This window comes from Rhodococcus sp. AW25M09, assembly GCF_000333955.1.
Lineage (GTDB): Bacteria > Actinomycetota > Actinomycetes > Mycobacteriales > Mycobacteriaceae > Rhodococcoides.
Map to the genome: position 1 here is coordinate 17,128 of NZ_CAPS01000051.1, position 26,289 is coordinate 43,416.

The 26,289-nt window shown below is 65.0% G+C and carries 29 protein-coding genes and 4 tRNA genes; 23 read left to right on the forward strand and 10 right to left on the reverse strand.

Going from position 1 to position 26,289, the window contains the following annotated elements; all coding sequences use genetic code 11:
* Positions 1–48 precede the first annotated feature (48 nt).
* The 3 genes from RHODMAR_RS09420 to RHODMAR_RS09430 all read right to left on the reverse strand — a co-directional run bounded on the left by RHODMAR_RS09420 (position 49) and on the right by RHODMAR_RS09430 (position 2,117).
* On the reverse strand, positions 49–402 hold the full coding sequence (locus tag RHODMAR_RS09420; protein ID WP_008713797.1) for a siderophore-interacting protein: 354 nt from the start codon (positions 400–402) through the stop codon (positions 49–51).
* A 66-nt stretch (positions 403–468) separates the two neighbouring features.
* Positions 469–1,533 (reverse strand): AbrB family transcriptional regulator, encoded by a 1,065-nt coding sequence (locus RHODMAR_RS09425; protein ID WP_008713799.1) that lies wholly within the window; start codon positions 1,531–1,533, stop codon positions 469–471.
* Positions 1,530–2,117 (reverse strand): flavin reductase family protein, encoded by a 588-nt coding sequence (locus tag RHODMAR_RS09430; RefSeq protein ID WP_008713801.1) that lies wholly within the window; start codon positions 2,115–2,117, stop codon positions 1,530–1,532. The genes RHODMAR_RS09425 and RHODMAR_RS09430 overlap by 4 nt, the downstream gene beginning before the upstream one ends.
* 62 nt (positions 2,118–2,179) lie before the next feature.
* On the opposite strand from RHODMAR_RS09430, the gene menD reads away from it, so the two are divergent.
* Positions 2,180–3,790 carry a 2-succinyl-5-enolpyruvyl-6-hydroxy-3-cyclohexene-1-carboxylic-acid synthase gene (menD, locus tag RHODMAR_RS09435; protein ID WP_008713802.1) on the forward strand — a complete coding sequence of 537 codons (1,611 nt, stop codon included), beginning with the start codon at positions 2,180–2,182 and terminating at the stop codon, positions 3,788–3,790.
* Here menD and RHODMAR_RS09440 read toward each other — a convergent pair.
* The gene (locus RHODMAR_RS09440; RefSeq protein WP_042938565.1) at positions 3,787–4,290 is read right to left on the reverse strand and encodes a DUF2505 domain-containing protein; all 504 of its coding nucleotides are present in this window, start codon (positions 4,288–4,290) and stop codon (positions 3,787–3,789) included. The genes menD and RHODMAR_RS09440 overlap by 4 nt on opposite strands.
* A gap of 54 nt (positions 4,291–4,344) precedes the next feature.
* On the opposite strand from RHODMAR_RS09440, the gene RHODMAR_RS09445 reads away from it, so the two are divergent.
* The 4 genes from RHODMAR_RS09445 to RHODMAR_RS09460 all read left to right on the forward strand — a co-directional run bounded on the left by RHODMAR_RS09445 (position 4,345) and on the right by RHODMAR_RS09460 (position 7,116).
* On the forward strand, positions 4,345–4,785 hold the full coding sequence (locus RHODMAR_RS09445) for a hypothetical protein (RefSeq protein ID WP_008713806.1): 441 nt from the start codon (positions 4,345–4,347) through the stop codon (positions 4,783–4,785).
* Positions 4,778–5,203 (forward strand): glutaredoxin domain-containing protein, encoded by a 426-nt coding sequence (locus tag RHODMAR_RS09450; protein WP_008713807.1) that lies wholly within the window; start codon positions 4,778–4,780, stop codon positions 5,201–5,203. The genes RHODMAR_RS09445 and RHODMAR_RS09450 overlap by 8 nt, the downstream gene beginning before the upstream one ends.
* Positions 5,204–5,266: 63 nt before the next feature.
* Positions 5,267–6,406 (forward strand): glycosyltransferase family 4 protein, encoded by a 1,140-nt coding sequence (locus RHODMAR_RS09455; RefSeq protein ID WP_008713809.1) that lies wholly within the window; start codon positions 5,267–5,269, stop codon positions 6,404–6,406.
* A gap of 14 nt (positions 6,407–6,420) precedes the next feature.
* Positions 6,421–7,116, forward strand: coding sequence for a demethylmenaquinone methyltransferase (locus RHODMAR_RS09460; RefSeq protein WP_008713811.1), 696 nt, complete (start codon positions 6,421–6,423; stop codon positions 7,114–7,116).
* Positions 7,117–7,129: 13 nt separating this feature from the next.
* Here RHODMAR_RS09460 and RHODMAR_RS09465 read toward each other — a convergent pair whose 3' ends face one another.
* On the reverse strand, positions 7,130–8,377 hold the full coding sequence (locus RHODMAR_RS09465) for a geranylgeranyl reductase family protein (RefSeq protein ID WP_008713813.1): 1,248 nt from the start codon (positions 8,375–8,377) through the stop codon (positions 7,130–7,132).
* Positions 8,378–8,735: 358 nt separating this feature from the next.
* Here RHODMAR_RS09465 and RHODMAR_RS09470 point away from each other — a divergent pair, with 358 nt between their 5' ends.
* Positions 8,736–9,755: a polyprenyl synthetase family protein gene (locus RHODMAR_RS09470; protein WP_008713814.1), complete on the forward strand. Its 1,020-nt coding sequence runs from the start codon at positions 8,736–8,738 to the stop codon at positions 9,753–9,755.
* 74 nt (positions 9,756–9,829) lie between these two features.
* The gene (gene htpX, locus RHODMAR_RS09475; RefSeq protein ID WP_008713816.1) at positions 9,830–10,699 is read left to right on the forward strand and encodes a zinc metalloprotease HtpX; all 870 of its coding nucleotides are present in this window, start codon (positions 9,830–9,832) and stop codon (positions 10,697–10,699) included.
* Between the two features lie 100 nt (positions 10,700–10,799).
* On the opposite strand, the gene RHODMAR_RS09480 is transcribed toward htpX, so the two are convergent.
* Positions 10,800–11,300, reverse strand: a complete 501-nt coding sequence (locus RHODMAR_RS09480) for a YajQ family cyclic di-GMP-binding protein (RefSeq protein WP_008713817.1) — start codon at positions 11,298–11,300, stop codon at positions 10,800–10,802.
* 175 nt (positions 11,301–11,475) lie between these two features.
* Between RHODMAR_RS09480 and RHODMAR_RS09485 the strand changes: the two genes are divergently transcribed.
* From RHODMAR_RS09485 to rplA, 11 genes are all read left to right on the forward strand, one after another.
* Positions 11,476–11,558 (forward strand) — tRNA-Tyr (locus RHODMAR_RS09485).
* Positions 11,559–11,706: 148 nt separating this feature from the next.
* Positions 11,707–11,779, forward strand: a tRNA-Thr gene (locus tag RHODMAR_RS09490).
* A 62-nt stretch (positions 11,780–11,841) separates the two neighbouring features.
* A tRNA-Met gene (locus RHODMAR_RS09495) sits at positions 11,842–11,914 on the forward strand.
* An 81-nt stretch (positions 11,915–11,995) separates the two neighbouring features.
* Positions 11,996–12,163: a 50S ribosomal protein L33 gene (gene rpmG / locus RHODMAR_RS09500; protein WP_008713819.1), complete on the forward strand. Its 168-nt coding sequence runs from the start codon at positions 11,996–11,998 to the stop codon at positions 12,161–12,163.
* A gap of 141 nt (positions 12,164–12,304) precedes the next feature.
* A complete protein-coding gene (gene hadA / locus RHODMAR_RS09505) occupies positions 12,305–12,817 on the forward strand; it encodes a (3R)-hydroxyacyl-ACP dehydratase subunit HadA (protein ID WP_051047916.1) in 513 nt (170 codons plus the stop codon).
* A complete protein-coding gene (hadB, locus tag RHODMAR_RS09510; protein WP_008713823.1) occupies positions 12,804–13,235 on the forward strand; it encodes a (3R)-hydroxyacyl-ACP dehydratase subunit HadB in 432 nt (143 codons plus the stop codon). Before hadA ends, hadB begins: the two co-directional genes overlap by 14 nt.
* Positions 13,236–13,418: 183 nt before the next feature.
* A tRNA-Trp gene (locus tag RHODMAR_RS09515) sits at positions 13,419–13,491 on the forward strand.
* Between the two features lie 30 nt (positions 13,492–13,521).
* Positions 13,522–13,998, forward strand: coding sequence for a preprotein translocase subunit SecE (gene secE, locus RHODMAR_RS28995; protein ID WP_008713825.1), 477 nt, complete (start codon positions 13,522–13,524; stop codon positions 13,996–13,998).
* A 65-nt stretch (positions 13,999–14,063) separates the two neighbouring features.
* On the forward strand, positions 14,064–14,897 hold the full coding sequence (gene nusG, locus RHODMAR_RS09525) for a transcription termination/antitermination protein NusG (RefSeq protein WP_008713827.1): 834 nt from the start codon (positions 14,064–14,066) through the stop codon (positions 14,895–14,897).
* A 64-nt stretch (positions 14,898–14,961) separates the two neighbouring features.
* Positions 14,962–15,396: a 50S ribosomal protein L11 gene (gene rplK, locus RHODMAR_RS09530; RefSeq protein ID WP_008713829.1), complete on the forward strand. Its 435-nt coding sequence runs from the start codon at positions 14,962–14,964 to the stop codon at positions 15,394–15,396.
* A gap of 141 nt (positions 15,397–15,537) precedes the next feature.
* Positions 15,538–16,257, forward strand: a complete 720-nt coding sequence (gene rplA, locus RHODMAR_RS09535; protein ID WP_008713831.1) for a 50S ribosomal protein L1 — start codon at positions 15,538–15,540, stop codon at positions 16,255–16,257.
* Positions 16,258–16,324: 67 nt separating this feature from the next.
* Here rplA and RHODMAR_RS09540 read toward each other — a convergent pair whose 3' ends face one another.
* Complete coding sequence (locus RHODMAR_RS09540; RefSeq protein WP_008713832.1) at positions 16,325–17,236, reverse strand: alpha/beta fold hydrolase; 912 nt, start codon at positions 17,234–17,236, stop codon at positions 16,325–16,327.
* Positions 17,237–17,246: 10 nt separating this feature from the next.
* Positions 17,247–19,193: a CocE/NonD family hydrolase gene (locus tag RHODMAR_RS09545; protein ID WP_008713834.1), complete on the reverse strand. Its 1,947-nt coding sequence runs from the start codon at positions 19,191–19,193 to the stop codon at positions 17,247–17,249.
* A 237-nt stretch (positions 19,194–19,430) separates the two neighbouring features.
* On the opposite strand from RHODMAR_RS09545, the gene RHODMAR_RS09550 reads away from it, so the two are divergent.
* Genes RHODMAR_RS09550 through RHODMAR_RS09570 form a run of 5 tightly spaced genes read left to right on the forward strand, consistent with a single transcriptional unit; the run spans position 19,431 to position 25,000 of the window.
* Complete coding sequence (locus RHODMAR_RS09550) at positions 19,431–20,669, forward strand: SDR family oxidoreductase (protein ID WP_008713836.1); 1,239 nt, start codon at positions 19,431–19,433, stop codon at positions 20,667–20,669.
* A 1-nt stretch (position 20,670) separates the two neighbouring features.
* On the forward strand, positions 20,671–20,868 hold the full coding sequence (locus tag RHODMAR_RS09555) for a hypothetical protein (protein WP_008713838.1): 198 nt from the start codon (positions 20,671–20,673) through the stop codon (positions 20,866–20,868).
* Positions 20,868–21,608: a phosphatidylserine decarboxylase gene (locus RHODMAR_RS09560; RefSeq protein WP_008713840.1), complete on the forward strand. Its 741-nt coding sequence runs from the start codon at positions 20,868–20,870 to the stop codon at positions 21,606–21,608. Before RHODMAR_RS09555 ends, RHODMAR_RS09560 begins: the two co-directional genes overlap by 1 nt.
* Positions 21,605–22,759: a hypothetical protein gene (locus RHODMAR_RS09565; protein ID WP_008713842.1), complete on the forward strand. Its 1,155-nt coding sequence runs from the start codon at positions 21,605–21,607 to the stop codon at positions 22,757–22,759. Before RHODMAR_RS09560 ends, RHODMAR_RS09565 begins: the two co-directional genes overlap by 4 nt.
* Entirely contained in the window at positions 22,760–25,000 is a 2,241-nt protein-coding gene (locus RHODMAR_RS09570; protein WP_008713844.1) for an MMPL family transporter, read from the forward strand.
* Here RHODMAR_RS09570 and RHODMAR_RS09575 read toward each other — a convergent pair.
* Entirely contained in the window at positions 24,979–25,749 is a 771-nt protein-coding gene (locus RHODMAR_RS09575; RefSeq protein WP_008713846.1) for a hypothetical protein, read from the reverse strand. The genes RHODMAR_RS09570 and RHODMAR_RS09575 overlap by 22 nt on opposite strands.
* Positions 25,746–26,279, reverse strand: coding sequence for an RNA polymerase sigma factor (locus tag RHODMAR_RS09580; RefSeq protein ID WP_198289426.1), 534 nt, complete (start codon positions 26,277–26,279; stop codon positions 25,746–25,748). Before RHODMAR_RS09580 ends, RHODMAR_RS09575 begins: the two co-directional genes overlap by 4 nt.
* Positions 26,280–26,289: the final 10 nt, after the last annotated feature.

Genomic DNA, 26,289 nt, shown 5'->3' on the forward strand with positions numbered 1-26,289 from the left:
TCCAGTATCCGGTGAAGCAGATCTGCGACTTGGGCACCGAACGCTCGTTCACCAGGTATCTACGCAGGCCCGTCGCCAGTCCCTGATTGGCCGCACAATCCAGTTCAGCTCGACGCCTGCGTGCATGTTCTGCTTCTGGATGTCGGCCTCGGTCGGGACTTCGACGAAGGCCCTGACTCGAACGTCCTCCGGTGACGACCGCAGAATGCCGAGTATGGCCGGGGCCGCGCTCTCGTCGCCGACCAGCAACTGCCAGCTCGGTCGTCCGTCGAACGTGTAGATGCGCCCTTCGTCGAAGATCGCGACGCGGTCGCCTGGAACCGCCCGAGCAGCCCACGCCGACGCCGGACCACTGTGACCAGGCGCTCCGCCGGCTCCACTCCCATGCACGACGAAGTCCACATCCAGCGCCGGGCCGTCCCCGTACGTGCCTTGTCCCCAGAGTGGCTGTGGGGTCGCGTCGTTTTCTCACTCGGACCTACCGCGTCGATAGCGCTGGACCAGCTTGGCTCCGACGGGTACTGCGAACAACATCATGAACACTCGGATCACCTGGGCGGCCACGACGAAGGTGACGTTCGCCCCGGTCGACGCCGCGATGGCCAATACCGCGTAGACCCCGCCGGGAGTGGTCGCGAGGTAGCCCTCGTAGCCGCTCGTCCCCGTCGCGGACGCCAACCACAATCCGAGCATCGCGCAGCCGACCGTGACGGCGACTATCAACATCAGTGACGCAGGCAGCACGCGCGAGATCGACTTCAAGCTGGCGACGGTGAAGCGCAGACCTGCCTGCCAGCCGATGACGATGTAGGCCGCCCACAGCAGCAGGGTCGGTACGGACGCGTCGAACGACCACCCGAGCACGTCGGCGAGCGTGGCAATGATCAGTGGGCCGAGCAGGGCGGGGGCGGGCAGGCGGATCACCTTCGCCAGCATCACCCCGATGACGCCGCAGATCAGGACGAAGGCGAGATCTATCCAGAGCGCCTCGTGCACATCGGCGGTGACCGGCGATTGTCCGGGCTGCGCTTGGAACACCAGGGTCGCAACCAGTGGCAACGTGGTGGTCACCAGCACGACGCGGAGGTACTGCACCACCGCCACCACGCGTTCGTCGCCGCCGAGCTCCTGCGTGATCGCCACCAGTCCCGACGCTCCGCCTGCCACGAGGGCGAGGGAGCCGGTCAGTGAATCGATGTCTTTGCGTAGCCCGAGCAGCGCGCCGGCCGCGATCGACAGCAGCAGGGTTCCGATGCACGCCAGCAGTACCGGCAGCCAGGTATCGCCGAGTGAGCTCAGGGTCTCGCGCTGCACCAGCGTCCCGATCTCGACGCCGAGTATCGCCTGCGCCGCCATCCCGAGTCGGCGTGGCAGCGGCGCTCTTTCGGTGCCCGTCGTCGGAGCCCACCCGGCGAGCGCGAACACGATCGCCACCAGCAGTGCGACGAACAACGCAGCCGACGGCACACCGAGTGCATCGGCCCCGACGGTCAGTGCGACCGTGACGAGAACCAGCAGCAGCCAGCGAATCAAGAAGGTCGCTCGATCTCGCGAACCTCGGGCGGCAGTCCCCACTCGGTACGGCCGAGTCGACTGAGCGGTGCGATGGTCTCGAACTCGGGCAGGCCGTCCTCGGCGAGAAATTCGGGTCGAACCGACACCGCGACGACGCTACCCATGACGACGAAGCAGTTACCCACTTCGACGACGCGGTGCAGCGTGGCCTCGATGGCGATCGGGGCAGCGGCCACCCGCGGCGGCGTCACGATCGAACTGGGTTCGCTCTCGATGCCGACGGCCTCGAACTCGCTGACCCCGTGGTCGAAGCTTGCGGAGCTGCCGTTGACCTGATCGACCAACGGTGCAGTGGCCAGGTTGACGACGAACTCGCCGGTGGCCTCGATGTTGCGCAGACTGTCCTTGCGGGTCACCGACGTGAACTGCACGACCGGCGGCTCCACGGAGGACACCGTGAAGAAGCTGTAGGGCGCGAGGTTCGCCACACCGTCGGCAGAGACCGTGGAGACCCACGCGATGGGCCTGGGTACGACCGACGCGGTCAGCAGCTGGTAGAAGCGACGTGGGGTGACCTCATCGGGTCGGAAGACTGTACGCACACCTCAACACTGTCAAAGCCCGGTTGCGGCGGCCGACCGGAGCATCTGACACTCTGGAATCTGTGAATCCGTCCACCGCCCAGGCCACCGCAGTCGTCGACGAACTGGCGCGCAGCGGGATCGAAGACGTCGTGCTCTGCCCCGGCTCGCGCAACGCCCCGTTGGCCTTCGCGTTGCAGGAAGCCGATGTGGCCGGGCGCCTGCGGCTGCACATGCGGATCGACGAGCGGACCGCCGGCTTTCTGGCAATCGGCCTGAGCCTGGGCAGCGGCCAACCCGTCCCGGTGGTGATGACCTCGGGTACTGCAGTGGCGAACCTCGGGCCCGCGGTGCTCGAAGCGAATTACGCCCGCATCCCGCTGATCGTCATCAGTGCCAACCGGCCCTACGAGATGCTCGGCACCGGTGCCAACCAGACGATCGAGCAGTTGGGCCTCTTCGGGTCGCAGGTCCGCGCGACCATCAGCCTCGGGCTCGCCGAAGAAGGCCCGAAGCAGAACAGTCAGTGGCGCAGCGCGGTCTCGCGGGTCATCGCCGCAGCGCGCGGTGCCCGATCCGGCAACGCCGGGCCGGTGCACTTCGACATTCCGCTGCGGGAGCCCTTGGTACCCGCGATCGGCGACCCCGGCGCGCGTCCGGAGGGTCGGCCCGATGGATTGCCGTGGACCTCGACCACCCAGGCGACCCTCGACGTCCCCGTAGAACTGGATCTGACGATCGACACCGTGGTCGTCTCCGGCCATGGCGGCGCTGTGCGTCCCGAGCTGGCGGGACTACCCACCGTCGCCGAGCCGACGGCACCTCTGCACGGAATTGCATTGCATCCCTTGGCTCTTGCGCAGTTGAAGCCGCGTCAGGCCGTCATCACCGGGCGGCCGACGTTGCATCGTCAGGTCTCGGCGCTGCTCGCGGATCCGGCGGTGGACGTCATCGCGCTCACCACCGGCCCGCGTTGGCCCGACGTCTCGGGCAACGTCCTGGCGACCGGCACTCGCGCCGTCACCACCGGCGCACCCGATCCCGCGTGGATCGCACGCTGTGCCACCGTATCGGAACGCGCCGAAATGGCTGTGCACCAACAACTTCGCGAGCATCCCAAGCCGACAGGGCTGCACGTTGCCGACGCGGTGATGTCCGCGCTGCAGCCCGGAGATCAACTTGTGCTCGGAGCCTCCAACCCCGTGCGCGACGCGGCCCTGGTCTCGACTCCGATCCCGGGCGTGAAGGTTCTGTCCAATCGCGGCGTGGCCGGCATCGACGGCACCGTCTCGACGGCCATCGGTGCTGCGATGGCCGGAAAGCGCCGCACCATAGCGCTTCTGGGGGATCTGACGTTCCTGCACGACGCGGCCGGCCTGCTCATCGGCACCGGCGAGCCGCGTCCCGACGACCTGACGATCGTGGTCGCCAACGACGACGGTGGCGGCATCTTCGAGCTCCTCGAACAGGGCGACCCGCAGTACGCGGGAGTGTTCGAGCGAGTATTCGGTACACCCCACGGGATGGATCTCGGGGCGTTGTGCGGGGCCTATCGCGTCGAGCATCGACTGGTCGACTTGGCCGATCTGGCAACCGAACTCACCGGCCATGCCGCCGGAATCAGAGTCCTGGAAGTGACCACGGAACGGTCCGGCCTGCGCGACCTACATGCCGCGATCCGGGCCCGTCTCTAACTCTTCTGCGCGGCAACCCATTCCAGGGTTTCGCCGGTTTCCTGATCGATCATGTCCTTGATCATCTTGTTGATCAGGTCCTCGATCTTGCCGCCGACGAGTGGGATCTTGACCGTCGATTCACCCTTGATGAGCAACTTCGCGCCGGTGCCGTCGGGCTGTAGTGACAGCGTGCCGGTGATCTTGGCCGGTAGGCCGGTGGTGCTACCGGTCAGCGTTCCTTCGGCGTGGTCGCCCTCGAGCGGGCCCCAGTGATCGGTGCGGGAGACGATCAGCTTGCCTTTGATGACCTTGGTGACGAATCCGGGGAGCTCGTTGGTGCCGACCTCTTCGGAGATGTCGACCGTCAGGCCGCCGTCGGCGTGCTTGGTCAGCTCGTACCCGTCCGTCTTCTTCGCTTTGGCGAAGCGCGCCATCCACTGGTCCTCACTGGTCAATGCTGCGTGCACTTCAGCGGGCGGATTGGACGCGCGGAGTGTGTGTTCGAAGCTGCGAGACATGACAGCAGACGCTACCCGAGCCGAGTCGGATCGGCTGCGAAGTAACCTGTCGAGGTGACCGACACAGCCCGACGCAGCCGAACCCTGCACAGAACCCGGCTGGTCGTGCTCGTGGTCGCCATCGCGATCTCGGTCCTGGCCGTACTTCTCGTCGTGGGTGCCTGGCGAAACGACGTCACCATCGACTCCGACAAGGGCACCGCCACGGCCGAGGTGCTCTCGGCGGGCAAATTGCGTTCGGCCGTCAGCTTCATCACCCCAGACGGCGTGACGCACAACCCGGCGCTCGGTGTCCTGTATCCCACCAATCTCATCGCGGGTCAGCGCATCGAAGTCGAGTACTACAAAGCGGACCCGGACGTCGAACTGGTTCGAGTCGCCGGTCGTGATGCCGCGGTCGCGATCGTTCCGGCCGGATCGGTCATCGTCGTCACCTGGTTGATCGCAGGCCCCGTGTTGTACTGGTTGCGTCGAAAGGAGGCCCGGAGTGCGTAATGCCAAGCAATGGGGCATCGCCGCTCTCGCCGCAGTGGCCGGGTTCGCGTTGGTGAACTTCGGCAACATCGCGTCCTCGGTCGTGGTGATGGTGCTCGTGGTGGTGTTCCTGCTCGTCCTGACCTCTCCGGTGCTGTATCCGCGTTCCCTGTCCGACGACGCCTCACGAGCGCGGGCGATCGAGAAGTCGGTGCCGCTGATCTACTGGCGTCCGGGATGCATCTTCTGCCTCCGTCTGCGGGTGGCGCTGCTGGTGCGCGGAAAGAATGCAGTGTGGACGAGCATCCGCAAGGATCCCGCTGCGGCGACCAGAGTGCGATCGGTCAACGACGGCAACGAGACGGTTCCGACGGTGTTCGTCGGCTCCGAACACCGCACCAATCCGAATCCGTCGTGGGTGCTCGCGCAATTCGTGTGACGTTGGCCCACACGTAACGTTGTCCATACCTGACCGACTGCAGGGCCGCCCACACTGAGGATCGTGCGAGTAGCCATCGTTGCGGAATCGTTCTTGCCCAACATGAACGGCGTCACCCACTCGGTGATCCGTGTCCTCGAACATCTGGACAGGACCGGGCACGACGCCATCGTGATCGCCCCGGACAATCCGTCGGGCCCCAGAGCCGCGACGTGGCACGACAACGTTCCGGTGCACCGGGTGCCGTCGATCATGGTCCCCAAGGTCAGTTCACTGCCCGTCGGCGTCCCCGGTCTCGGCATGGTGTCGGCGATGCGCGCCTTCGCCCCCGACGTCGTGCATCTGGCGTCACCGTTCCTGCTCGGGGCGGGCGGCCTTGCCGCGGCCAATCGGATCGACGTGCCCGCCGTCGCTGTCTATCAGACCGATGTCGCCGGTTTCGCCGCCAGCTACGGCCTCGGTCTCACCTCGAAGGCGGCCTGGCGGTGGACCAGGAGGCTGCACCGCGGCGCGGCCCGCACCCTGGCCCCGTCCACCTCGGCCGTCGACGCGTTGGAATTGCACGGGATTCCCCGCGTGCACCGCTGGGCCAGGGGAGTGGACGCCGTTCGGTTCGCGCCCTCGGCCGCGTCGGCCACCCTTCGCGGTCGATGGGGAGCCGGCGAGAAGCTGATCGTCGGATTCGTCGGAAGGCTTGCCCCGGAGAAGCACGTCGAGCGGCTCGCCGTGCTGGCCGCAGATCCGTCGATCCAGCTGGTGATCGTCGGCGGCGGACCCGATACGGCAGCACTGCAGGCGTTGATGCCGAACGCCGTCTTCACCGGCCAACTCGGCGGCGACGAGCTCGCGCAGGCGTACGCCAGTTTCGACATCTTCGTTCACCCCGGCGAACACGAGACGTTCTGCCAGGCAGTTCAGGAGGCCCTCGCCAGCGGCGTTCCCGTCATCGGACCCGACGCAGGCGGCCCGCGGGATCTGGTCTCGCACTGCCGCAACGGTTATCTGCTGCCGGTGGACAAGTTCACCGAACTGCTTCCCATGGCCGTCGGAGCTCTCGCCGAACCCACCACCCGCGCCCGCTTCGGTGACGCAGCCCGCAAGTCGGTACTGCCCCGCACCTGGCCGGCCATCTGCGACGAGCTGATCTCGCACTACTACGACGTGCAAGGCATCACAGCACCACGGGTGCAGAGAGCAGCCTGAGTAAGCTGGTCCACGTGGCCACGACATCGCGCGCAACCCTGGAAAAAGAGCCCCACGAGGTGGCGTCGATGTTCGACGGCGTCGCGCGGCGGTACGACATCACCAATACGGTTCTGTCGTTCGGGCAGGACCGGAGTTGGCGCAAGCTGACTCGTCGGGCCCTCGATCTCAAACCCGGCGAGCGCGTACTCGACCTCGCCGCAGGCACCGGCGTCTCGACCGTCGAACTCGGTCGAAGCGGAGCGTGGTGTGTGGCCACCGACTTCTCCAAGGGAATGTTGCAGGCGGGACTGCAACGCGGAGTTCCGATGGTCGCAGGTGACGCGATGGCCCTGCCCTACGTCGACGCCAGCTTCGATGCCGCCACCATCTCGTTCGGCCTCCGCAACGTCTCGGATTTCGACGCCGGGCTGCGCGAGATCGCCCGAGTCACCAAACCTGGCGGACGCCTTGTTGTTTCGGAGTTCTCCACGCCGGTGTTCGGCCCGTTCCGCACCGTGTACATGGAGTACCTGATGAAGGCGCTACCGAAAGTCGCTCGCGCCGTGAGCAGTAACCCCGACGCGTACGTCTACCTCGCCGAGTCCATCCGTGCCTGGCCCACGCAGGAAGAACTGGCACAGCGCATCGCCGACGCCGGCTGGACGGACGTGCAGTGGCGCAACCTCACCGGTGGAATCGTGGCTCTGCACAAGGCCACTCGACCCTGAGGCCCGACGGCTATCAGGAAAAGGGCGGCCGGGAATCGATTTTCAGTGACCCGGTTCCCGATGCTCGCCAGGTACGGGCGACGAGGTCGCTGTCTGCCTCGGTGATCAGGTTGCCCATGCAGCGGACGGCGACTTTCATCAGTGCCCGTGAGCGCATACCCACCGGTCCCGCCGCAGGCAGGAATCTCGGCACGGTCAGCAGTCCGGCGAGGCGTCGAGCGATGGAGAACGCCTGCCCGTAGTGCTCGCGCAGCAGGGCAGGCCAGGCCTCGGTGAGGTCGTGATGATCGAGCAGGTCGACGACCATACGGCCGCCCTCGAGTCCGTAGTCGATGCCCTCGCCGTTGAGTGGGTTCACACACGCTGCGGCGTCGCCGATGATGGCCCAGTTGCTGCCCGCCACTCCGGAGACCGCGCCGCCCATCGGCAGCAACGCCGACGCCACCGCACGCAGTTCTCCGCTGAGGTCCCATTCGCCGCGGCGCTGCTGGGTGTAGAGGTCGAGCAGTGGGCGCAAGGCTCCCGGTGCGGGCCTCTTGGCGGTGGCCAAGGTGCCGACGCCGATGTTGATGGTGCCGTCGTTCAGCGGGAAGACCCAGCCGTAGCCGGGCTGCAGAGTGCCTGCGGCGTCTCGTAATTCGAGGTGCGAGCTGATCCACTCGTCGTCGCTGCGGCCGGAGGTGATGTAGGCGCGCGCGGCGACGCCGAAGGCGGTGTCGCGATGCCACTCACGCCCGAGTTGCTTGCCCAGAGTGGAGCGAACACCGTCGGCGACGATCAGGGTGCGGCAGGAGATCTCGTGCGTTCCACCGGCGCGCTGGAGGGTCACGGAGCGCACCGAATTTCCGTCGCGGGTGACGCCGACAGCCTTGGCTCCCTGGGCCATGACGGCCCCGGATTCGACCGCGGCGACGCGAATCCTGTCGTCCAATTCGGTTCGGGGAACGGCGCTTCCGACGGTCGGCAGTGACCTGCTCGGCCATTCGAGCTGCAGTTCCTGGCCGAATCCGCTCAGTCGCAGTCCTCGATTGCGCGCCTTACCGCGAACCCACTCGCCCAGCCCCAGGTGGTCGAGTTCGGCAACGGCACGTGGCGTCAATCCGTCGCCGCACGTCTTGTCGCGGGGGAACACGGCCGCGTCCACCAGGACGACGTCGCGGCCCGATCGCGCGGCCCATGCCGCAGCGGACGATCCAGCGGGACCCGCGCCCACGACCAGAACGTCGGTCGAGGTGGGTGGGGCGGGGAGAGGAGTGCTCACGTGTTCCAGTATCCCGATTTCGAGTGAGGGTGCATCGGGGGCCTCCGGTCGACGCTGTGCGAACGCGTGGTGATGGGCATGCGAGTTCTCGGTTTCCAGCGTGAACAGGCCGAATTCCGCTTGTGATCGTGCTCGAGGGGCCGATGGCTGCCCGGACCGACGCGGTGGGTGACACGGCGTCGGCAACGAAGGCCGCCACGCTGCAAGTCATGTCCGGCAACCTCGGTGAGTGAAGCGTCACCTGTGGTCGGTGCCACCGTCCCGTCGGTGTGCACGCTAGGTTCACTACGGTAGAGGCGAGCAGCGGCGCTGATGCCGCTACTGCCGGCATGTCGACGACAGGACAGGGACCAACATCGTGAGTACAGACGACGCTGCCGTAGCAACGGTCGTTGCCGGAGTCGACCTGGGTGACCCGGAGCTCGCGCGATCCGTCGCGGACGGCCTCGCACGCGTCGAAGAGCTGATGATCAGTGAACTCTCCGACGGCGAAGAGTTCCTGACCGAGGCCGCGCTGCACCTGGCCAAGGCGGGCGGCAAGCGATTTCGGCCCCTGTTCACAGTGCTCACCGGCCAGCTGGGGCCGTCGCCGACCGACCCGGCGATCGTCACCGCCGCCACCGTCGTGGAGCTCGTTCACCTGGCGACGCTCTATCACGACGACGTCATGGACGAGGCTTCGATGCGCCGGGGTGCGGAGAGCGCGAACTCACGCTGGGGCAACAGTGTGGCCATTCTCGCGGGCGATTACCTCTTCGCTCACGCGTCGCGTCTGGTGTCCACCCTCGGACCCGACGCCGTCCGCATCATCGCCGAGACCTTCGCCGAGCTCGTCACCGGGCAGATGCGAGAAACCATCGGAGCCAAGAGCACCGACGATCCCGTCGCGCACTACCTGAAGGTCGTGTGGGAGAAGACCGGGTCGCTCATCGCGTCGTGCGGACGCTTCGGTGGAACGTTCAGCGGCGGCGACGCCGAGCACGTGGGACGTCTCGAGCGACTGGGTGACGCCGTCGGAACTGCGTTCCAGATCTCCGATGACATCATCGACATCTCCTCGGCCACCGAGCAGTCCGGCAAGACACCCGGCACCGACCTCCGTGAGGGCGTGCACACTCTTCCGGTGCTGTTCGCGCTGCGCGAAGAGGGTGCCGACGGGGATCGACTCCGCGAGATCCTGGCCGGGCCGGTCACCGAGGACGCCCTGGTGACCGAGGCTCTGGAGCTGCTGCAGCGCTCACCCGGGATGGTCTCGGCCAAGAAGACACTCGGCGAATACGCCGCTCGGGCCCACGCAGAACTCGCACTGCTGCCACAGGGCCCGGCCAACGATGCGCTCGGCCGGTTGGTGAACTACACCGTCGAACGCGTGGGCTGACAACCCGGGAACCGCAGCTCGGGGTGTTTTCGTTGAATCCGGTAGTAATACCCGGTACGAGGAGGCACCTTCGGATGAACGGTTACGCGAACGGCGCGAAGACTTTCGGCCTGCTGGTCGGGATGTCGGCCCTCATCGTCTTCATCGGTTCGTTGTTCGGCAACTCGATGATTCTGATCGGGTCGATCGTGCTGGCGGTCGGTGTCAACGGCTACGCGTACTTCAACAGCGCCAAGATGGCTCTACGGTCGATGCACGCCGTGCCGGTGAGCGAGCTCGAACAGCCGGCGATGTATCGGATCGTGCGGGAGTTGGCGACGACGGCTCATCAGCCGATGCCCGCGCTGTACGTCAGCCCTACCGAGAATCCCAACGCGTTCGCCACCGGGCGAAATCCGCGCAACGCTGCGGTGTGCTGCACCGAGGGCATTCTGCGCATTCTCGACGAGCGCGAACTGCGAGCGGTGCTCGGCCACGAGCTGTCGCACGTCTACAACCGGGACATCCTGATCTCGTCGGTTGCCGGTGCCATGGCGTCGGTCGTCTCGGGTCTGGCGAACCTGGCCTTCTTCGCCAACGTCTTCGGCGGACGCGGCAGCGGGGGACCGAACCCGCTCGCGCTACTGCTGGTGTCGATGCTGGGGCCCATTGCGGCAAGCCTGGTTCGCCTCGCGGTCTCCCGCTCGCGTGAGTACCAGGCGGATCAGTCGGGAGCCGAGCTGACCGGTGATCCGTTGGCGCTGGCGTCGGCGCTTCGCAAACTCGAGCAGGGGGTGCAGTTGGCACCGTTGCCGCCCGAGCCTCGCCTGGCGGCGGAGTCGCATCTGATGATCGCCAACCCGTTCCGCATCGGCGACAAGGCGGGAAAGCTGTTCGCCACCCACCCGCCGATGGCCGACCGGATCGAGCGACTCGAACGCATGGCCGGCCACCGGCCCTATTGAGCCTGCGGCATGTGCACGGAAATTCGTAGTGGGCTACGAAGTTCCGTGCACATGCGGCGCAGGAGTGGAGCCTGCGGAACGACCCAGGTGAGAAGCCGCTCTACCGGTAGTTGACGAACTGCAGCGCGATACCGAAGTCCTCGTTCTTGAGCAACTGCTGGATGGCCTGCAGGTCGTCGCGCTTCTTGCTGCTCACGCGCAGTTCGTCGCCCTGGATCTGGGCCTTGACGCCCTTGGGTCCGTCGTCGCGGATCTTCTTGGAGATCTTCTTGGCGTTTTCGGTCGTGATGCCCTGGACGAGCTTCCCGGTGACCTTGTAGACCTTGCCGGACGCGGCGGGATCGTTGGTCTCGAAGGCCTTGAGCGAGACGTCCCGTCGGATCAGCTTTTCCTTGAACACGTCGAGGGCGGCCTTGACCTTCTCCTCGGATTCGGAGGTGATGACGATGGTCTCCGACTCGCCGCTGCCGGACCATTCGATGCTGGTGTCGGAACCGCGGAAGTCGAAACGGGTTGCCAGCTCCTTCGCGGCCTGCCCGACAGCGTTGTCCACTTCCTGTCGGTCGACCTTGCTCACTACGTCGAAGGACGAATCAGCCACTTCTCACACTCTCCAGTCGAATCGATTCTTTGATGTGGCGCTCGTGTCGGTCCACATCCCGCTGGGACTTTATCGGCCCGCTACCGACCGTATCCACCCGGTTTGCGTTCCGGGGGGACGTTCGTTGTATTCTTCTCACCGCGCCGAAGACCAGCACGGACTTCGATCGCAACACGGCAGATTGCCCGAGCGGCCAATGGGAGCGGACTGTAAATCCGTCGGCTTATGCCTACGTAGGTTCGAATCCTACATCTGCCACACCTGGAACCCCGGCGAGGATTTCTCTCGCTGGGGTTTCCATGTGAGAGGGACATGAACGGCTCGCTGACCACGCAATTTGGTAGTCGGCGCTCCGAATGTGTAACCTCTTGAAGGCTTCAGCGCACGGCAACAAGCGCAGTTGCACGCCCCCTTAGCTCAGTCGGTAGAGCGTTTCCATGGTAAGGAAAAGGTCAACGGTTCGATTCCGTTAGGGGGCTCGCTGGATTGGATGGCTCGACGCCGCGTTCCCTTCGTGGGATGGTGGACGATGAGCACCTGAGGCGGTGTAGCTCAGTTGGTAGAGCAAACGACTCATAATCGTTGCGTCGCCGGTTCAAGTCCGGTCACCGCTACACAGTAGGCAAGCACGACCCGCAGCACCCACGAACAGTCCTGATTGACCCTGATCAGATTTACCCGAAAGTAGGCGTCCAGTGGCCTCCTCCACCGATGTGCGGCCCAAGATCACCTTGGCCTGCGAGGTTTGCAAGCACCGCAACTACATCACCAAGAAGAACCGTCGGAACGATCCCGACCGCATCGAGCTGAAGAAGTTCTGCTCCAACTGCGGCACTCACCGTTCGCACCGCGAGTCTCGCTAGTCCGTTCGGCCGGCTGACTCACAGGTTTCCGACAGGGTCGACGCCTCGCGTTAGGTTCTACTTCTCTCCCTAACGGTCCTTACGTCCAGGGTAGAAAAGGTTGGCTTCACAGTGTCTGCAGCACCATCAGACGATCCGACCATGGATGTATCCGCTCACGCGGCATCCATGGTCGGTTTTCATTATCGCGTCGACGATTTCTACGAGGTCGGTCGTGAGAAGGTTCGTGAGTACGCGCGTGCAGTCCAGGATTTTCATCCCGCGCACCACGACGAGGACGCAGCGAAGGGCCTCGGATACGACGGTCTCCTCGCGCCCTTGACCTTCATTTCACTGGTCGGCATCATCGCTCAGACGCGGATGTTCAAAGAGGTCATCACCGGCTACGACCCCAGCCAGATCCTGCAGACCGATCAGCGACTGGAATTCCACCGTCCGATCCAGGTCGGCGATCGGCTGATCTGCGATGTGCATCTCGAATCGTTCCGGCAGATGAGCGGCAGCGACATCATGACCACCAAGAACATCGTCACCGATCAGAACGGCGAGGTCGTGCAGACCACGTGGACGACGATCGTCGCCCGTACCGGTGGCGAGGTCGACGAGAACATCGCGCACGCGGTCAAGGAAGTGATCATGCATGGCGCTTCGTAACTTCGACGACGTGTCGGTCGGTGACGAGTTGCCCGAGCGAGTGGTGTCTCTGACTCGCGGTGACCTGGTGAACTACGCGGGCGTGTCCGGCGATCCCAACCCCATCCACTGGAGCGACGAAGTCGTCGAACTGGCCGGACTGAACAACGTGATCGCCCACGGCATGCTGACGATGGGCCTCGGTGCCGGGTTCGTCACCTCGTGGCTCGGCGACCCGGGTGCGGTCACCGAGTACAACGTGCGCTTCACCAGTTCGGTGTACGTCCCCGCGGACGCTGCGGCGGCGGTCGAGTTCACCGGCAAGGTCAAGTCGATGGACGCCGAGAAGCGAACCGCAACGATCGCCATCGTCGCGAAGTTCGAGGGCAAGAAGATTTTCGGGCGAGCCACCGCAACGGTGCGCTTGGCTCGAGCATGATCGATCCGGTCGAGCCGGCTCACGGCCGGGACGACGGGATTTATCTGTTCCGAAGGGTGTGCAGTACACTGAGATTTCTGGGGTAATTCGGCGCTCCGCGCTGCCCGCATCCTCTCTCGTGGGGTGTGTGGGCCGTGTGTACGTTCCGAATGGACACCAGAGCGGCCGAGAAGTTTCGGCCGAAGGGGCGTAGCTCAATTGGTAGAGCAACGGTCTCCAAAACCGTAGGTTGCAGGTTCAAGTCCTGTCGCCCCTGCCCAAGGTGTCAGCAACTGAGAGGAACGACGTGAGCGAGGAGCGCGGTAAGCGCGACGGTCGATCGGAGGAGTTCGAGAACTCCTCGGTTCCAGACGACGTCGCACCTGGCTCCGAGGGCCGTCCTTCCGATGCTGATACGTCCGCCGGTGAGCCTGCTGCAGGCGCAGTGGTACCGACCGGTAAGCGATCGTCGAGCAGGTCCCGCGGTAGCGCCGCAGGCGTGTCGATGTCGAAGCCCGCGGCTGCATCCACCGCATCGGCGAAGGCCAAGCCCGGTCGGACTCGATCGGGCTCCGTCAAGGCGGACAAGCGACCGAACGTGTTCATGCGTTTGCTGCAGTTCTTCCGCGAGGTCGTCGCCGAGCTTCGCAAGGTCATCTGGCCCAACAAGAAGCAGATGGTCACCTACACCAGCGTCGTGCTCGTCTTCCTGACGTTCATGGTCGCGTACATCAGTGGCCTCGATTTGCTCTTCATCCAGGGCGTCGGCTGGTTGTTCGGCTGACCGGTCGCAGCTGCGTGACATATCGACGATCGAACCGAGCAGGAAACTAGAGAAAGGGTGCTGACGTGAGCACGCCGCACAACGACGCCACCGAAGTGGCCGCATTCGACGCCGATGTCGAGGCGACCAAGCAGGGCCTCGAAGCGGAGCAGGCCGCTCAGGACCGCGAGACCGACGAAGCCATCAAGGCCGATGTCGCAGCCGCTACCGGCGAGGACGTGACCACCGAAGACGGCGAGGTCGCCACAGGCGATGACGCCGATGTCACTGCCGAGCCCGAGGACCCCGTCGCCGAGATGAAGGCGGCTCTCCGCCGCGCTCCGGGCGACTGGTACGTCATCCACAGCTACGCCGGTTACGAGAACAAGGTCAAGGCCAACCTCGAGACCCGCGTGCAGAACCTCGACGTCGGCGACTACATCTTCCAGGTGGAAGTTCCCATCGAAGAGGTCACCGAGATCAAGAACGGCCAGCGCAAGCAGGTCAACCGCAAAGTTCTGCCCGGCTACATCCTGGTGCGTATGGAATTGAACGACGAGTCCTGGGGTGCTGTTCGTAACACCCCCGGTGTCACCGGTTTCGTCGGAGCCACCTCGCGTCCGTCGCCGCTGACCATCAACGAGGTCGTCAAGTTCCTCATGCCCCAGGAAGGTGCCAAGAAGGACGCGAAAGCGACCGCAGGCGCGACCGAGCAGGGCGGCGAGACCACGTCGAAGCCCACCATCGAGGTCGACTTCGAGGTCGGCGAGTCGGTCACCGTCATGGACGGCCCGTTCGCCACCCTCCCCGCCAGCATCAGCGAGGTCAACGCAGAGCAGCAGAAGCTCAAGGTGCTGGTATCGATCTTCGGCCGTGAAACACCGGTCGAGCTCGGCTTCACTCAGGTCTCCAAGATCTAGAAGCCGACCGCACAGACTTGCAGTAGCAACCGCAAGAAACCCGAGCGAATACAAGGAAAAAGAAATGCCCCCGAAGAAGAAGAAGCTAGCCGGGATCATCAAGCTTCAGATCCAGGCCGGTGCCGCCAACCCGGCACCGCCCGTCGGCCCCGCACTGGGCCAGCACGGCGTCAACATCATGGAGTTCTGCAAGGCGTACAACGCCGCGACCGAGTCGCAGCGCGGCAACGTCGTGCCGGTCGAGATCTCGGTCTACGAAGACCGCACGTTCGACTTCAAGCTGAAGACTCCTCCCGCTGCCAAGCTGCTGCTCAAGGCCGCAGGCGTGGCCAAGGGTTCCGGCGAGCCGCACAAGACCAAGGTCGCCAAGGTGACCATGGATCAGGTGCGCGAGATCGCCAAGACCAAGCAGGAAGACCTCAACGCCAACGACATCGATCAGGCCGCGAAGATCATCGCCGGCACTGCTCGCTCGATGGGTATCACCGTCGAAGGCTGATTTACCCGCCCAACAGGAGCGGAGCCTGCGGAGCGACCGTTCCAGCAGGAGCGGAGCCTGCGGAGCGACCAAAGACACAGAACGTGGGAGAGCCGGCCAGGCTCGTCAACCACACTGAACTCGAACGAAGGACAGTAAGACATGGCAAAGCGCAGCAAGGCCTACCTCGAGCAGGCCGCAAAGATCGACCAGGACAACCTCTACTCGCCTCTCGAAGCCGCAAAGCTGGCCAAGGAGACCGCGTCGAGCAAGTTCGACCCCACCGTCGAGGTCGCAGTGCGTCTCGGCGTCGACCCTCGCAAGGCCGACCAGATGGTGCGCGGCACCGTCAACCTTCCCCACGGCACCGGCAAGACCGCTCGGGTTATTGTTTTCGCCGCAGGCGAGAAGGCTGCAGAGGCCGAGGCAGCAGGAGCCGACGTCGTCGGTGCAGAAGATCTGATCGAGCGCATCCAGGGCGGATTCCTGGACTTCGACGCAGCGATCGCCACCCCGGATCAGATGGCCAAGGTCGGCCGTATCGCCCGCGTCCTCGGACCGCGTGGCCTGATGCCGAACCCGAAGACGGGCACGGTCACCAACGACGTGACCAAGGCCGTCAACGACATCAAGGGCGGCAAGATCAACTTCCGCGTCGACAAGCAGGCCAACCTGCACTTCGTCATCGGCAAGGCCTCGTTCGACGAGACCAAGCTGGTGCAGAACTACGGCGCAGCGCTGGACGAGATCCTGCGTGCGAAGCCGTCGTCGGCCAAGGGCCGTTACGTCAAGAAGGTCACCGTCTCGACCACCACCGGACCCGGCGTCCAGGTCGATCCGAACCGTACGCGCAACCTCCTCGAGGACGACGCGAACGCGTAATTCGACAGTTACGAACGAAGGCCGGTCTCCCTGGGGAGGCCGGCCTTCGTCGTGTTCGACCGAGGATCTAGGCAGCCTTTGCCCGAGCGAAGTTCGCCAGAATGATGCCGCTGATGCGGTCGAGCAAGGCCGCAGGCAGGTCGTGTGCCATACCGTCGATCAGCGTCAGTTCGGCGTCGGGGACGGCCCGGGCGATGGCCTTCCCGCCCGACGGCCGCACCAGTTTGTCGGCGGTGCCGTGGATGACCGTGGTGGGTGCGGTGATCTTCCTCGCATAGGGCCGCAGACTGCCGGTGCCGGTGATCGCGGCCATCTGTCGGACGACGCCGGACGGGTTGTAGTTCCGCTCGTACATCACCTGCGCGATCTCGAGCTGCTCTTCGGGCGGTGTGCGGTAGCCGGGGGAGCCGATCGCGGCGAGAGTCTTCGCCGAGTGCGCGATGATCTCGTCCTTGGTGGCGTCCTTGCCGACGCCGCCGATGAGCGGCAGCAGCGCGCGTGGGTCGGGGGGCGGTAGAAACGGCTCGTTGGTGCTCGAGAAGAGAATGCCCACCGACTTCGTTCGTTCGGGATAGCGTCCGGCGAAGACCTGGGTGATCATCCCGCCCATCGAGGCACCGACGACGTGCACCGAGTCGATGTCGAGATGGTCGAGCACGCCGACGGCGTCGGCCGCCATGTCCGTGATCGTGTACGGCACGTCCGAGGACATCCCGAACTCGTGCCGGATGAGGCGAAGAATCTGGGAACCTCGCACTTTCTGTCCGGTCATCTTGGTGGACAACCCGATGTCTCGATTGTCGATCCGGATCACTCGGTAGCCGGCATCGACGAGGCGGGTGCAGAAGTCCATGGGCCACAACGTCAATTGCGCGGACAGGCCCATGATGAGCAGTACTGCAGGATCGTCGACCGATCCCATGTCCTCGTACGCGATCTCGACGGAATTCGTCGGCGCGACACCTTGTTCGATTCTCATGTTCTCGTTCCTACCAGCCGGGCTCGCCGAGTACCGGAACCACCAGGTAACTCGGATTCTGTGGGTCGATGGCGATGTCCTGTCTGCGCAGTCGTGTACGCACCAGATCCGGCAGGATCGGGATGAACCGTGGTGTGTCGGTTGCGAATACGCTGACGCGAAGACGGTGACCGGATGCGATGACGGCCTCGGTGGTGAGAACGTCGATATCGAGCGTTATGGGTTCGCCGACCGGTACCGGGAGCAACGCGGCCTCGGTGAGCGGATGGTACGGCCGGGTGTAATCGCCGTTCGGGGCGAACAGTGATCGCTCGTCGTCGACGGCACGGCGGGTGGCCAGCAACGCGCCGTTGCTGAGCACGATGGATCGGCCGCTCGGGGCGACGTCGCAGATCATGACGGCCCACATCGCTTCCGGCGCATGGCAGACCACGCGCAGATGCAGGTTCATCGGCCCGGACAGCACGGTGTCCGACTCGGCCGGACCGGTGGTGAAAGTGACTGCGCCGCCCTCGGCGAATCGATTGTCGTAGGTGAAGCCGCCACCCAGGACCGCTGTCACGCCGGCGAGAACCTGTGTGGTGTCGCGAGATACGACTGCTCGCAGGGACGGGCGGACCGTCAGAACGTCGGATTCGGCGGCCGGTTCGCCGGTGAGGCTGCCGTCGGCGACGGCGTGGCGCGCGGTGCCGGAATCCGCCCCCGACAGATACAGCCGGCGGGGTTCCGCCTGGGGAGCCGGAAAGCGGCCGTGCGCAGTCCAATTGCCACCCTGCTGACGCAGCGTGACGGGGCCGTAGTTCTCGATGCCGTTGTCCACGTCGCGCAGCCACTTGTCGAACCAGGCTCGCTCGAGCACGTCGAGCCGCGGTGGAAAGCCCGGTTCGCCGAAGCCGATTCCCGGATTGCCGTGGTATCCGTCGCCGACGAGCAGTTGCTTGAATCCGCGTTCGAGAGCGAGACGGTTGTAGATGTCCGGGGCTGAGCCGCCGAAGATGTCGTGCCAGCAGCCGTACAGAAATGTCGGTGCCGCGATGTCCTCGATCACGGCATCGATCGTGTCGTAGTACTCGTTGTCGTAGATCCGCGGATCTCCGCCGGTGACAAAGCCTTCGGCCAGATCGAACAGATTCGTGGCCGGGGATCGGAGGCGATCGCGGAGCCAGGCGAGTGTGTCGATTCCGCCGATTGCCGGTGCCCATTTGAGGCCGTTGACGGCGGCGAGCCACAGTGGAATGAACGCCGAGGTGGCACCTCCGGTGGCAAAGATCTCGCGCACGATGTCCACCGATCCTTCGACCGCGAAGATCGCGTCCAGGCCTGCAGGCTGCTTGGCTGCGGCCTGTAGCGCGTTGATCGCGGAGTACGAGATCCCGGCCATCCCCACCCTGCCGTTGCACCAGTACTGGCGGCGGGCCCAGTCGATCACCTCGAGCGAGTCGAGCTGTTCTCGGGTGCCCAGTACGTCCCAGGTACCCGAGGAGCTGCCGGTGCCGCGGACGTCGACGATCATCTGCACGTATCCGCTGCGCACGAGGTGGCGGTTGACCGAGAGCAGGTCGGCTGCCCCGCCTGCGACCACTCGGGTGATCTCGGTGATGCCGTCGAATCTCGTTCCGGTCAGGTCGAACGCGGACGAGAAAGCCCGGATCGCGCGGCCCAGAATCGGCGTTTCGAGGACGGTGTCGATGCCCTTGATCAGCAGCTTGTTGTAGGGCGTGAGGTTCAGGACGGTGGGAAACGTGCCCTCCACAGCCCGTCCCGACGCGTCCGCGGGGCGAAAGACGTATCCGCGCAACGCCGTTCCGTCGCTCATCGGAATGCGCACGTTCGCCGAGACGGACACCCGCGGGTAGCGCGGTTGCTCGCGCACGATCGCCGCCCATGCCACTGCTGCGTCGCCGCCGGTCGGATCGCGCTCGGGTTGCAGGAGGGGGTGTGGTTGTACGGCAGTCATGACGAACGATTAGACCTTCGAACGACCCCATTTGTCCTGTGGAACGAAAATCAGTCGTAATCTGCTCCAACAGAATCGGCATCGCACTGTGTTCTATTGGGAATCCTCTCAACAAAAGTTGAGCGCGGCTATGTGCCGTACCAGACTTTCCTCGTGACCCGATCTGGCGTCCACGTCATTGCTAACGTCGGCCAGTCCGAAGTGACATGGGACACCGATCGTTGCAGGGGAGCGAATATGCACGTAGAAGCACTGTTCGGAGACGGATCGCTGCGTCCGATCTGGCCGCACGCAGACGCACTGATCACCAACGAATGCCCGGGGCTCCGCTTCGGCGGGAAGTACGCCGACGTCGTCGCGCTGAGCAACGGCGATCCGACTGCACTGCGTCCGTTCATCGACGAGGACACCCGTCGCCGCGTGGCGGACATGGCTCCACCGCGCACCGATACTGCACTGGTCTTCGGGGCGAACGGGTTTCTCGGTGCTCATCTGATCGGTCGTCTCACTCGTGATGCCGCCGTCGAGGTGGTCTATGCCATGGTGCGCTCCACCGAGGAAGAATCGGCTCTGGAGCGGCTGCAGCGCACGTTCGATCAGTACGAGATCTCGGTGGATGCCGACAAGATTCGCATCGTCGAGGGCACCCCGACGAAGTTCCGGTTCGGCCTGGACAAGCCCGCGTACTACGACCTGGCCGCCGGAGTGGGGCAGATCTTCAACTGCGCCAGCTCGACCGACTACACCGAGAGTTATGCCGATCTGCGCGACGACTGGTTCGTCAGCGTGCTACGCATCCTCGAATTCAGCATCACCTCGGCCCGCAAGCACCTGACCTACGTCGGCAGCATCGGCGCTCACCTCTACCAGAAGCCCGAGGACTTCCGCCGTCCCGACTCGTGGTGGTATTCCGGCTACGCGCAGATGAAGTGGGTCAACGCAACGCTGCTCGGCTGGCTGTCCATGTCGGACACCTACTCGGTCACCCTGTGCGAGGCTCCCTACATCCTCGGTAGCACCGAACTCGGGCGTGATCCGGGACGGGTCTACAGCTTCTGGCGCATCATCGAACTCGCGATCGCCGCCGGAGCCATCTGGGACGGCCCGGGAATGAACTACGTCCCGGTCGACGTGATGTGCGACGTCATGGCGAGCAACTCGTTGCGCAGCCATCCTCTGACGAGGTTGTTGCCCAGCAATCCCACGGGTTACGGTCACGATCTGTACGCCGACCTCCTCGGCCTCGATCTGGTGAGCTGGGAGGAGTTCAAGGAGCGAGTCAGCGCGCGCATCTCTCCCCGGTTTGCCGAGACGATGCTGGCCGACAACATCGATCAGCTCATGCGCCTGGTACACAAGCCCGAGGCCATCCTGCCCGTCGACCACGACGTCTCCTGGTGCGATCACCGCCGACTCTTCGAGCTCTACTTCGAGAAAGCACAGCTCAAGACGCTCACGCCCGCCGCCGTCAACTGACGTGGCGGACGGATTCGAACCCACCTCGGTGCGCCTACGGGACGTACCCATCGGCCGCGAGGTGACCAACGGCGTTCTCTCGCTCGGCTTCTACGTGGTGTGTGGGGTGATCGGGTTGCTGCCCGGCTCGGTGCGGAACCGGGCAGCCGACGCCTTCGTGTCCTGGTCGGAAAGCATCGACGAACAGCGGCACGGCTGATGTCGTGGGTGCGGTTGACCCTCGGCCTCGGCGCGGTGCCGGCAGCGTCGTTCGCGCTGTTCGTGTACTGGCGAACCCGGTTCTTCTTCCGTGATCCGCACCGCGAGCCACCGGCCGATCCGCGGGCGGTGCTCGCCCCGGCCGACGGGTTCGTCACGTACGTCAAACGGGTGGAGGCGGGCAGCACCGCGTTCGCCGTCAAGAAGGGCCGGACGATCGTTCTCGACGAGATCGCCGGAGTCGCGTCGAGCGACAGTGGATACCTGATCGGGATCTACATGTCCGAATACTCGGTGCACCGCAATCGAATTCCGGTGTCGGGCACCGTCGGCATGCGTCGGCACCGGTCCGCGGCACCGTTCAACAAGTCGATGGCCCGGGTCGGCGCGAATCTGCTGACCCGACGCACTCCCTACGACGAGGGCTGCGACTACCTGCTCACCAACGAGCGGCTGACCATCTCGATCGAGCACGAGTCCGGTGCCGTGGTGACGGTGACGCAGATAGCCGATCTCTGGGTGGACCGCATCGTCGCGCACGTCGCCGTCGGCGACAGCGTCGAACGTGGCGAGCAGTACGGGATGATCCGCTTCGGTTCTCAGTGCGACGTGTTCGTGCCGGACGCACTCGTCGACGAGATCACCGTCCGGCCAGGTAATTACGTGTTCGCCGGGGAGACGACGGTGGCCCGTTCACCGATCCTCGTCGACGGCAGTCAACAGAGCGAAGAGGAACGATGATCACGATCGAAGCGGTCGACGGCAAGGCCGGCTGGCGTGAGTTCGAGGCCGTCGCGGACCTGGTCTACCAGGACGATCCGCATCGCCTTCCCGACGAGTCGATCGACCTGCGTCGAGTGCTCATCGCACCGCCGTCCTCGGTCGCCGCCACCCGCATCACCAAGGCATTCCTGGCGCGCGAGAACGGAATCGCGGTCGGTCGCATCGTCGCCATCCACGACCTGTCGTTCACCGAGTACACGGGCGAATCGATCGGCTTCTTCGGCTTCTACGAGGCCGTCGACGATCACGACGTCGCGACAGCATTGCTCGACGCTGCCGCGCAATGGATCTCGGCGCGCGGACTCGCCTCGATATCCGGGCCGTTCGGTCCGTCGATGTTCTACAGCGCAGGCATCGTCGTCGACGAGATCCCGGCACTGCCCCTGGTGGGGATGCCGCACAACCCGCTCTACTACGCGGCCCACTTCGAGAAGTGGGGTCTGATGGCGGTCAAGGACTTCTACAGTTACCTCTTCGACGATCCGTGCATCATCTACAACGACCCCAAATACGCGCGGCACATGCAGATCTTCGAGAAGATCAAGGCGCGATCCGAGGTGACGTTCCGCTCGATGAAGTACCGGACGCTGCGCCGCGACGCACGCATCGTGCGCGACCTCTACAACAAGACGTTCGTGAACTTCTGGGGCTTCTCACCGCTGTCCTACACCGAGCTGTTCGAGTTGCTGAAAATGATGCTTCCGGTCATCGACCGTCGGCTCACCCTGCTGGCCGAACTGGACGGCAAGCCCGTCGGCTTCCTGATGGGAATCCCGGACGTCAATCAGGCCGTCGCGAAGGCGTTGCATCTGAAGTCGCGCTGGGCACGAGACCTGGTGACGCTGTGGCACGTCAAGCGTCCCGGTCGTACGGAGGTCATCGACGGCGTGCGGGTGGACATGCTGTTCGTCGATCCCGATTGCCCCGACCGAGCCGTGTCCTCGCTGCTGATCATGGAGATGTCGGTGCGTATGCGCGATCTCGGGTTCACGCGCGTCGAAGCGGCTCCCGTGCTCGACGACAGTCCGTGGATGAAGGGGTCGGTCCTGTCTCGGACGAAACTCGCCCCGCACCGCACCTATCGCATCTTCAGCCGGGAGTTGACGTAGATGACCGACACCATCGCGCGAATCGACCCGCAGGTGACCAGGGGAAACATCGGCGACCGGTGGGGTCGACTCGTCGCGCGTCGGCGCTGGGTGGTGCTGGCGATCTGGACGCTGCTGGCGGTGGGCTCCGCGGTGCTGTACCCGGCGTTGCAGAATTCGCTGGTCGGAGCCAACTTCTCGGTGCCGGGTACCGAATCGAGCCGGGCCGAGGATCTCATCGAGCGTCACTTCGAGTCGTTCGGCTCCGAACAGCTCGTCGTGATGTTCACCTCCAAATCGGTGAACACCGCGGACCCGGCGTTTCGTGAGCGAGTGGGGGAGGTCGTCGGTTCGCTGAGGCAGTCTCCGGACGTGCTGCGGGTCGTCGATCCCTACGAGACCGCAGGCTTCGTCCCGACGATCTCCGACGACGGGACGTCGGCGCTCGCGTTCGTCGGCATCGGCGGAGAGGCCAGCGATCGAATCGCGGTCGCCGAACGCGTGCAGGAGATGATCGGCGCGGCGTCCGGCGACGGGGTCGAGGTGGCGGTGACGGGGTACTCCCCGATGACGGTCGATCTCACCCGCGTCGAATCGGAGGACGCCGTGCGGGCCGAGAGCATCGGCCTTCCCATCGCGTTCGTGGTCCTGGTGCTGGCGCTCGGTTCGGTCGTGGCGGGCATCGTTCCGCTGATCTCCACGGGGATCGGAGTGCTCGCGGCGTTCGGAATGTTCGCGCTGTTGTCCAACTTCATGACGTTCGACGTTCTCGTCACCACCGTTGCGGCGATGTTCGGCCTGGGTCTGGGAATCGACTACGCGCTCTTCATCGTCAGTCGGTTCCGAGAGGAGATCGGGCGGGCCGGCCCACCCGATGATCCGCACCGGACCGAGCGTGCGGTGGGGGCGGCCATGGGGACGGCCGGGCACACCATCGTCATCTCCGGCCTGGTCGTGTTGATCGCGCTCGGAGCCCTCGCCATCGTCGATGTTCCCGCGGTGCGCAGCATCTCGCTGGTCGTCGCACTGACGATCGCCACCGTCGTCGTCGTAGCGTGGACCCTGCTGCCCGCGATACTCGCAATCCTGGGAGCGCGTATCGGGGCCTGGTCGCTCCCGCGCAGATTCCAACCTCCGTCGGTCGACGAGCACGACGCCGCTGTGCCCACCTGGTGGTCGCGGTGGGCGCAGCACGTCATCGAGCGCCCGTGGCGCTACACGGCCGCGTCCGCCGCAGTCCTCGTCGTGTGTCTGATTCCCATCGGTTCCATCTCGTACGGCGTCGACCTCGGGGCGGAGGCGCTCAGCCAGGAACCGTCCGGACGTGCCAACACGGTTCTGACCGAGAAGTTCGCGCCCGGCACCATCTCGCCCATCACCATCGTGTTCACGGGCGAGGACGACAGTCCGTTGGGGCCGCAACAGACGGCTACCGTCAACGCCTTCGCCGATACGGTCCGCGGTGACGATCGCGTTGCCTACGCATTGGCTCAGCCGGAGGGCGGACGGTCGTTGCTGATCGTGGTTCCGTCGGTGCCGATCGACTCGACGGAAGCCGCCGATCTCGTGGGATCTCTTCGTGCCCAAGCGCTTCTCGCCGGTGAGACCGACGGCACGAACGTCTCCGTGGGTGGCACCACCGCACTGGTCGTCGACGCCTCCGACGAGATCTCCGGAAAGTTCGCCTGGGTCGTTGCGGCGGTGCTGGCCTTCTCTCTTTTCTATCTGGCCGTCGTCTTCCGCAGCGTCGTCATCCCGCTCAAGGCAGTCGCCATGAATCTGCTGGTCACCGGCGCGGCGTTGGGTGCGACCGTGGCGGTATTCCAATGGGGTTGGGGGGCGAGCATTCTCGGCTTCGAGAGCCCGGGTTACATCCAGGTGTATCTACCGGTGACGGTGTTCGCCGTGGTGTTCGGTCTGTCGATGGACTACGAGGTGTTCCTCATCGGGCGCATGCGAGAGGTGTTCGTGCGGGGAGCGAGCAACGACGTGGCCGTCGTCGACGGCATCGAGCACACCGCCAGGCCCATCACGGCCGCCGCCGCGATCATGATCGCCGTGTTCGCCAGCTTCGTCACCGCCGACGTGCTCGAGCTCAAACAGTTCGGCTTCGCGCTCGCCATCGCCGTGCTGTTCGACGCGGTGCTGGTGCGCATGATGATGGTGCCCGCGATGATGAAGCTGTTCGGTGAGCGCAACTGGTGGCCCGGTTCGGACCGCAGGACTGCGGGTTCAGGACGCTACGAGGCTGCCGGCAGCTGAGCGCGCGCCAGGACGGTGCCGCCGGAGGTGCGGATCTCGATCTCGGAGACCTCGCCGCGAAGAACCGCCGCGTTCATCCGGCACTCGATGGTGACGTCGCTGCCGAGGAACGTGCCCGACGGCCGTTCGGCACCCGACCGGTCGACGAGAACCACCTCGTACGGGCCACGATCGGAGATGCCATCCATCTCGAGGACGGTTTCGGTGCCCCAGGTGTGGGCGACCAGACCTCCCTCGATGTCGACGTTCGACACACTTGTCGTGAATGCGATCTCCTCGTATGCGCCGAGGGTTCCGGGTGGACCGGTGATGGCGGCGGGTGGATTCTCCGGCTGCTGGCGATAGGCGTCGATTCCGAGCACGACGCCACTACCGACCACGACCCCCACGATCGCGGCCGCAGCGGCCAGTCCCGCAGAGCTGCGCTGCCTGGTAGATCGCTGCCTTGTCGTTCGCTGCGTTGTCGACGGCTGCGTACCGGGCCCCTGCGCTTCCGATTCCCGCTCGGAGTTGCCCGTCGCGACGAGGATTCGCTCGCGCAGGTCCGGTGACGGCGAAGGTTCGAGCCATGGCTCTGTCGGCCCACGGCGGCCCAGAGTATCCGTCATCGCGCGCAGTTCGGCGATCTCGATGTCGATGGTGGGGTCCGATGCGGCGAGCTCGCGGAGTTCGGCAATCTCGGCACCGTCCAGTTCGTCGCCGACGGCAGCAGCGATCAGCTCGGCTCGGCGGTCGTGTGACGCGCTCATGTCTCCTCCTTTCCATCGAGATGATCTCGTAGTGCCCTCAGTGCGTAGAAGGCTCGGGTGCGCAGCGTTCGCACGGCGACTCCGGTCGATTCCGACAGCTCCGCATAGGTGGTCCCGGCCAAATGAACCGCGACGACGACCTGGCGATGTTCGGGGGAGAGCAATGCCAGAGCAGCGATGATGCGCAGCCGTTCGTCGACGTCGGGGGTGGTGTCACGGCTGACCGCCCCCGCTCCTCGATCGATGTCCTCGATCCGATCCGATACGGAGACCGGCATCCTCGTCAGCGAGCGCTGAACGTCGACGATGACGTTGCGCTCGATGGCGAACAGCCACGTTCGCAGTGACCCACGATTGGGCTCGAATCGGGACCGGGCTCGCCAAGCCCTGAGGAAGGTCTCCTGGACGCAGTCCTCCGCGAGAGTTCTGTCTCGGAGAACGTTGACGGCGAACCCGAGCATGACCGACGCGTGCTCGTCGTACGCGGCAGCGACATCGAAGTCCAGTTCGATCACGCTCCCGATGCTCATGACAGTGAAT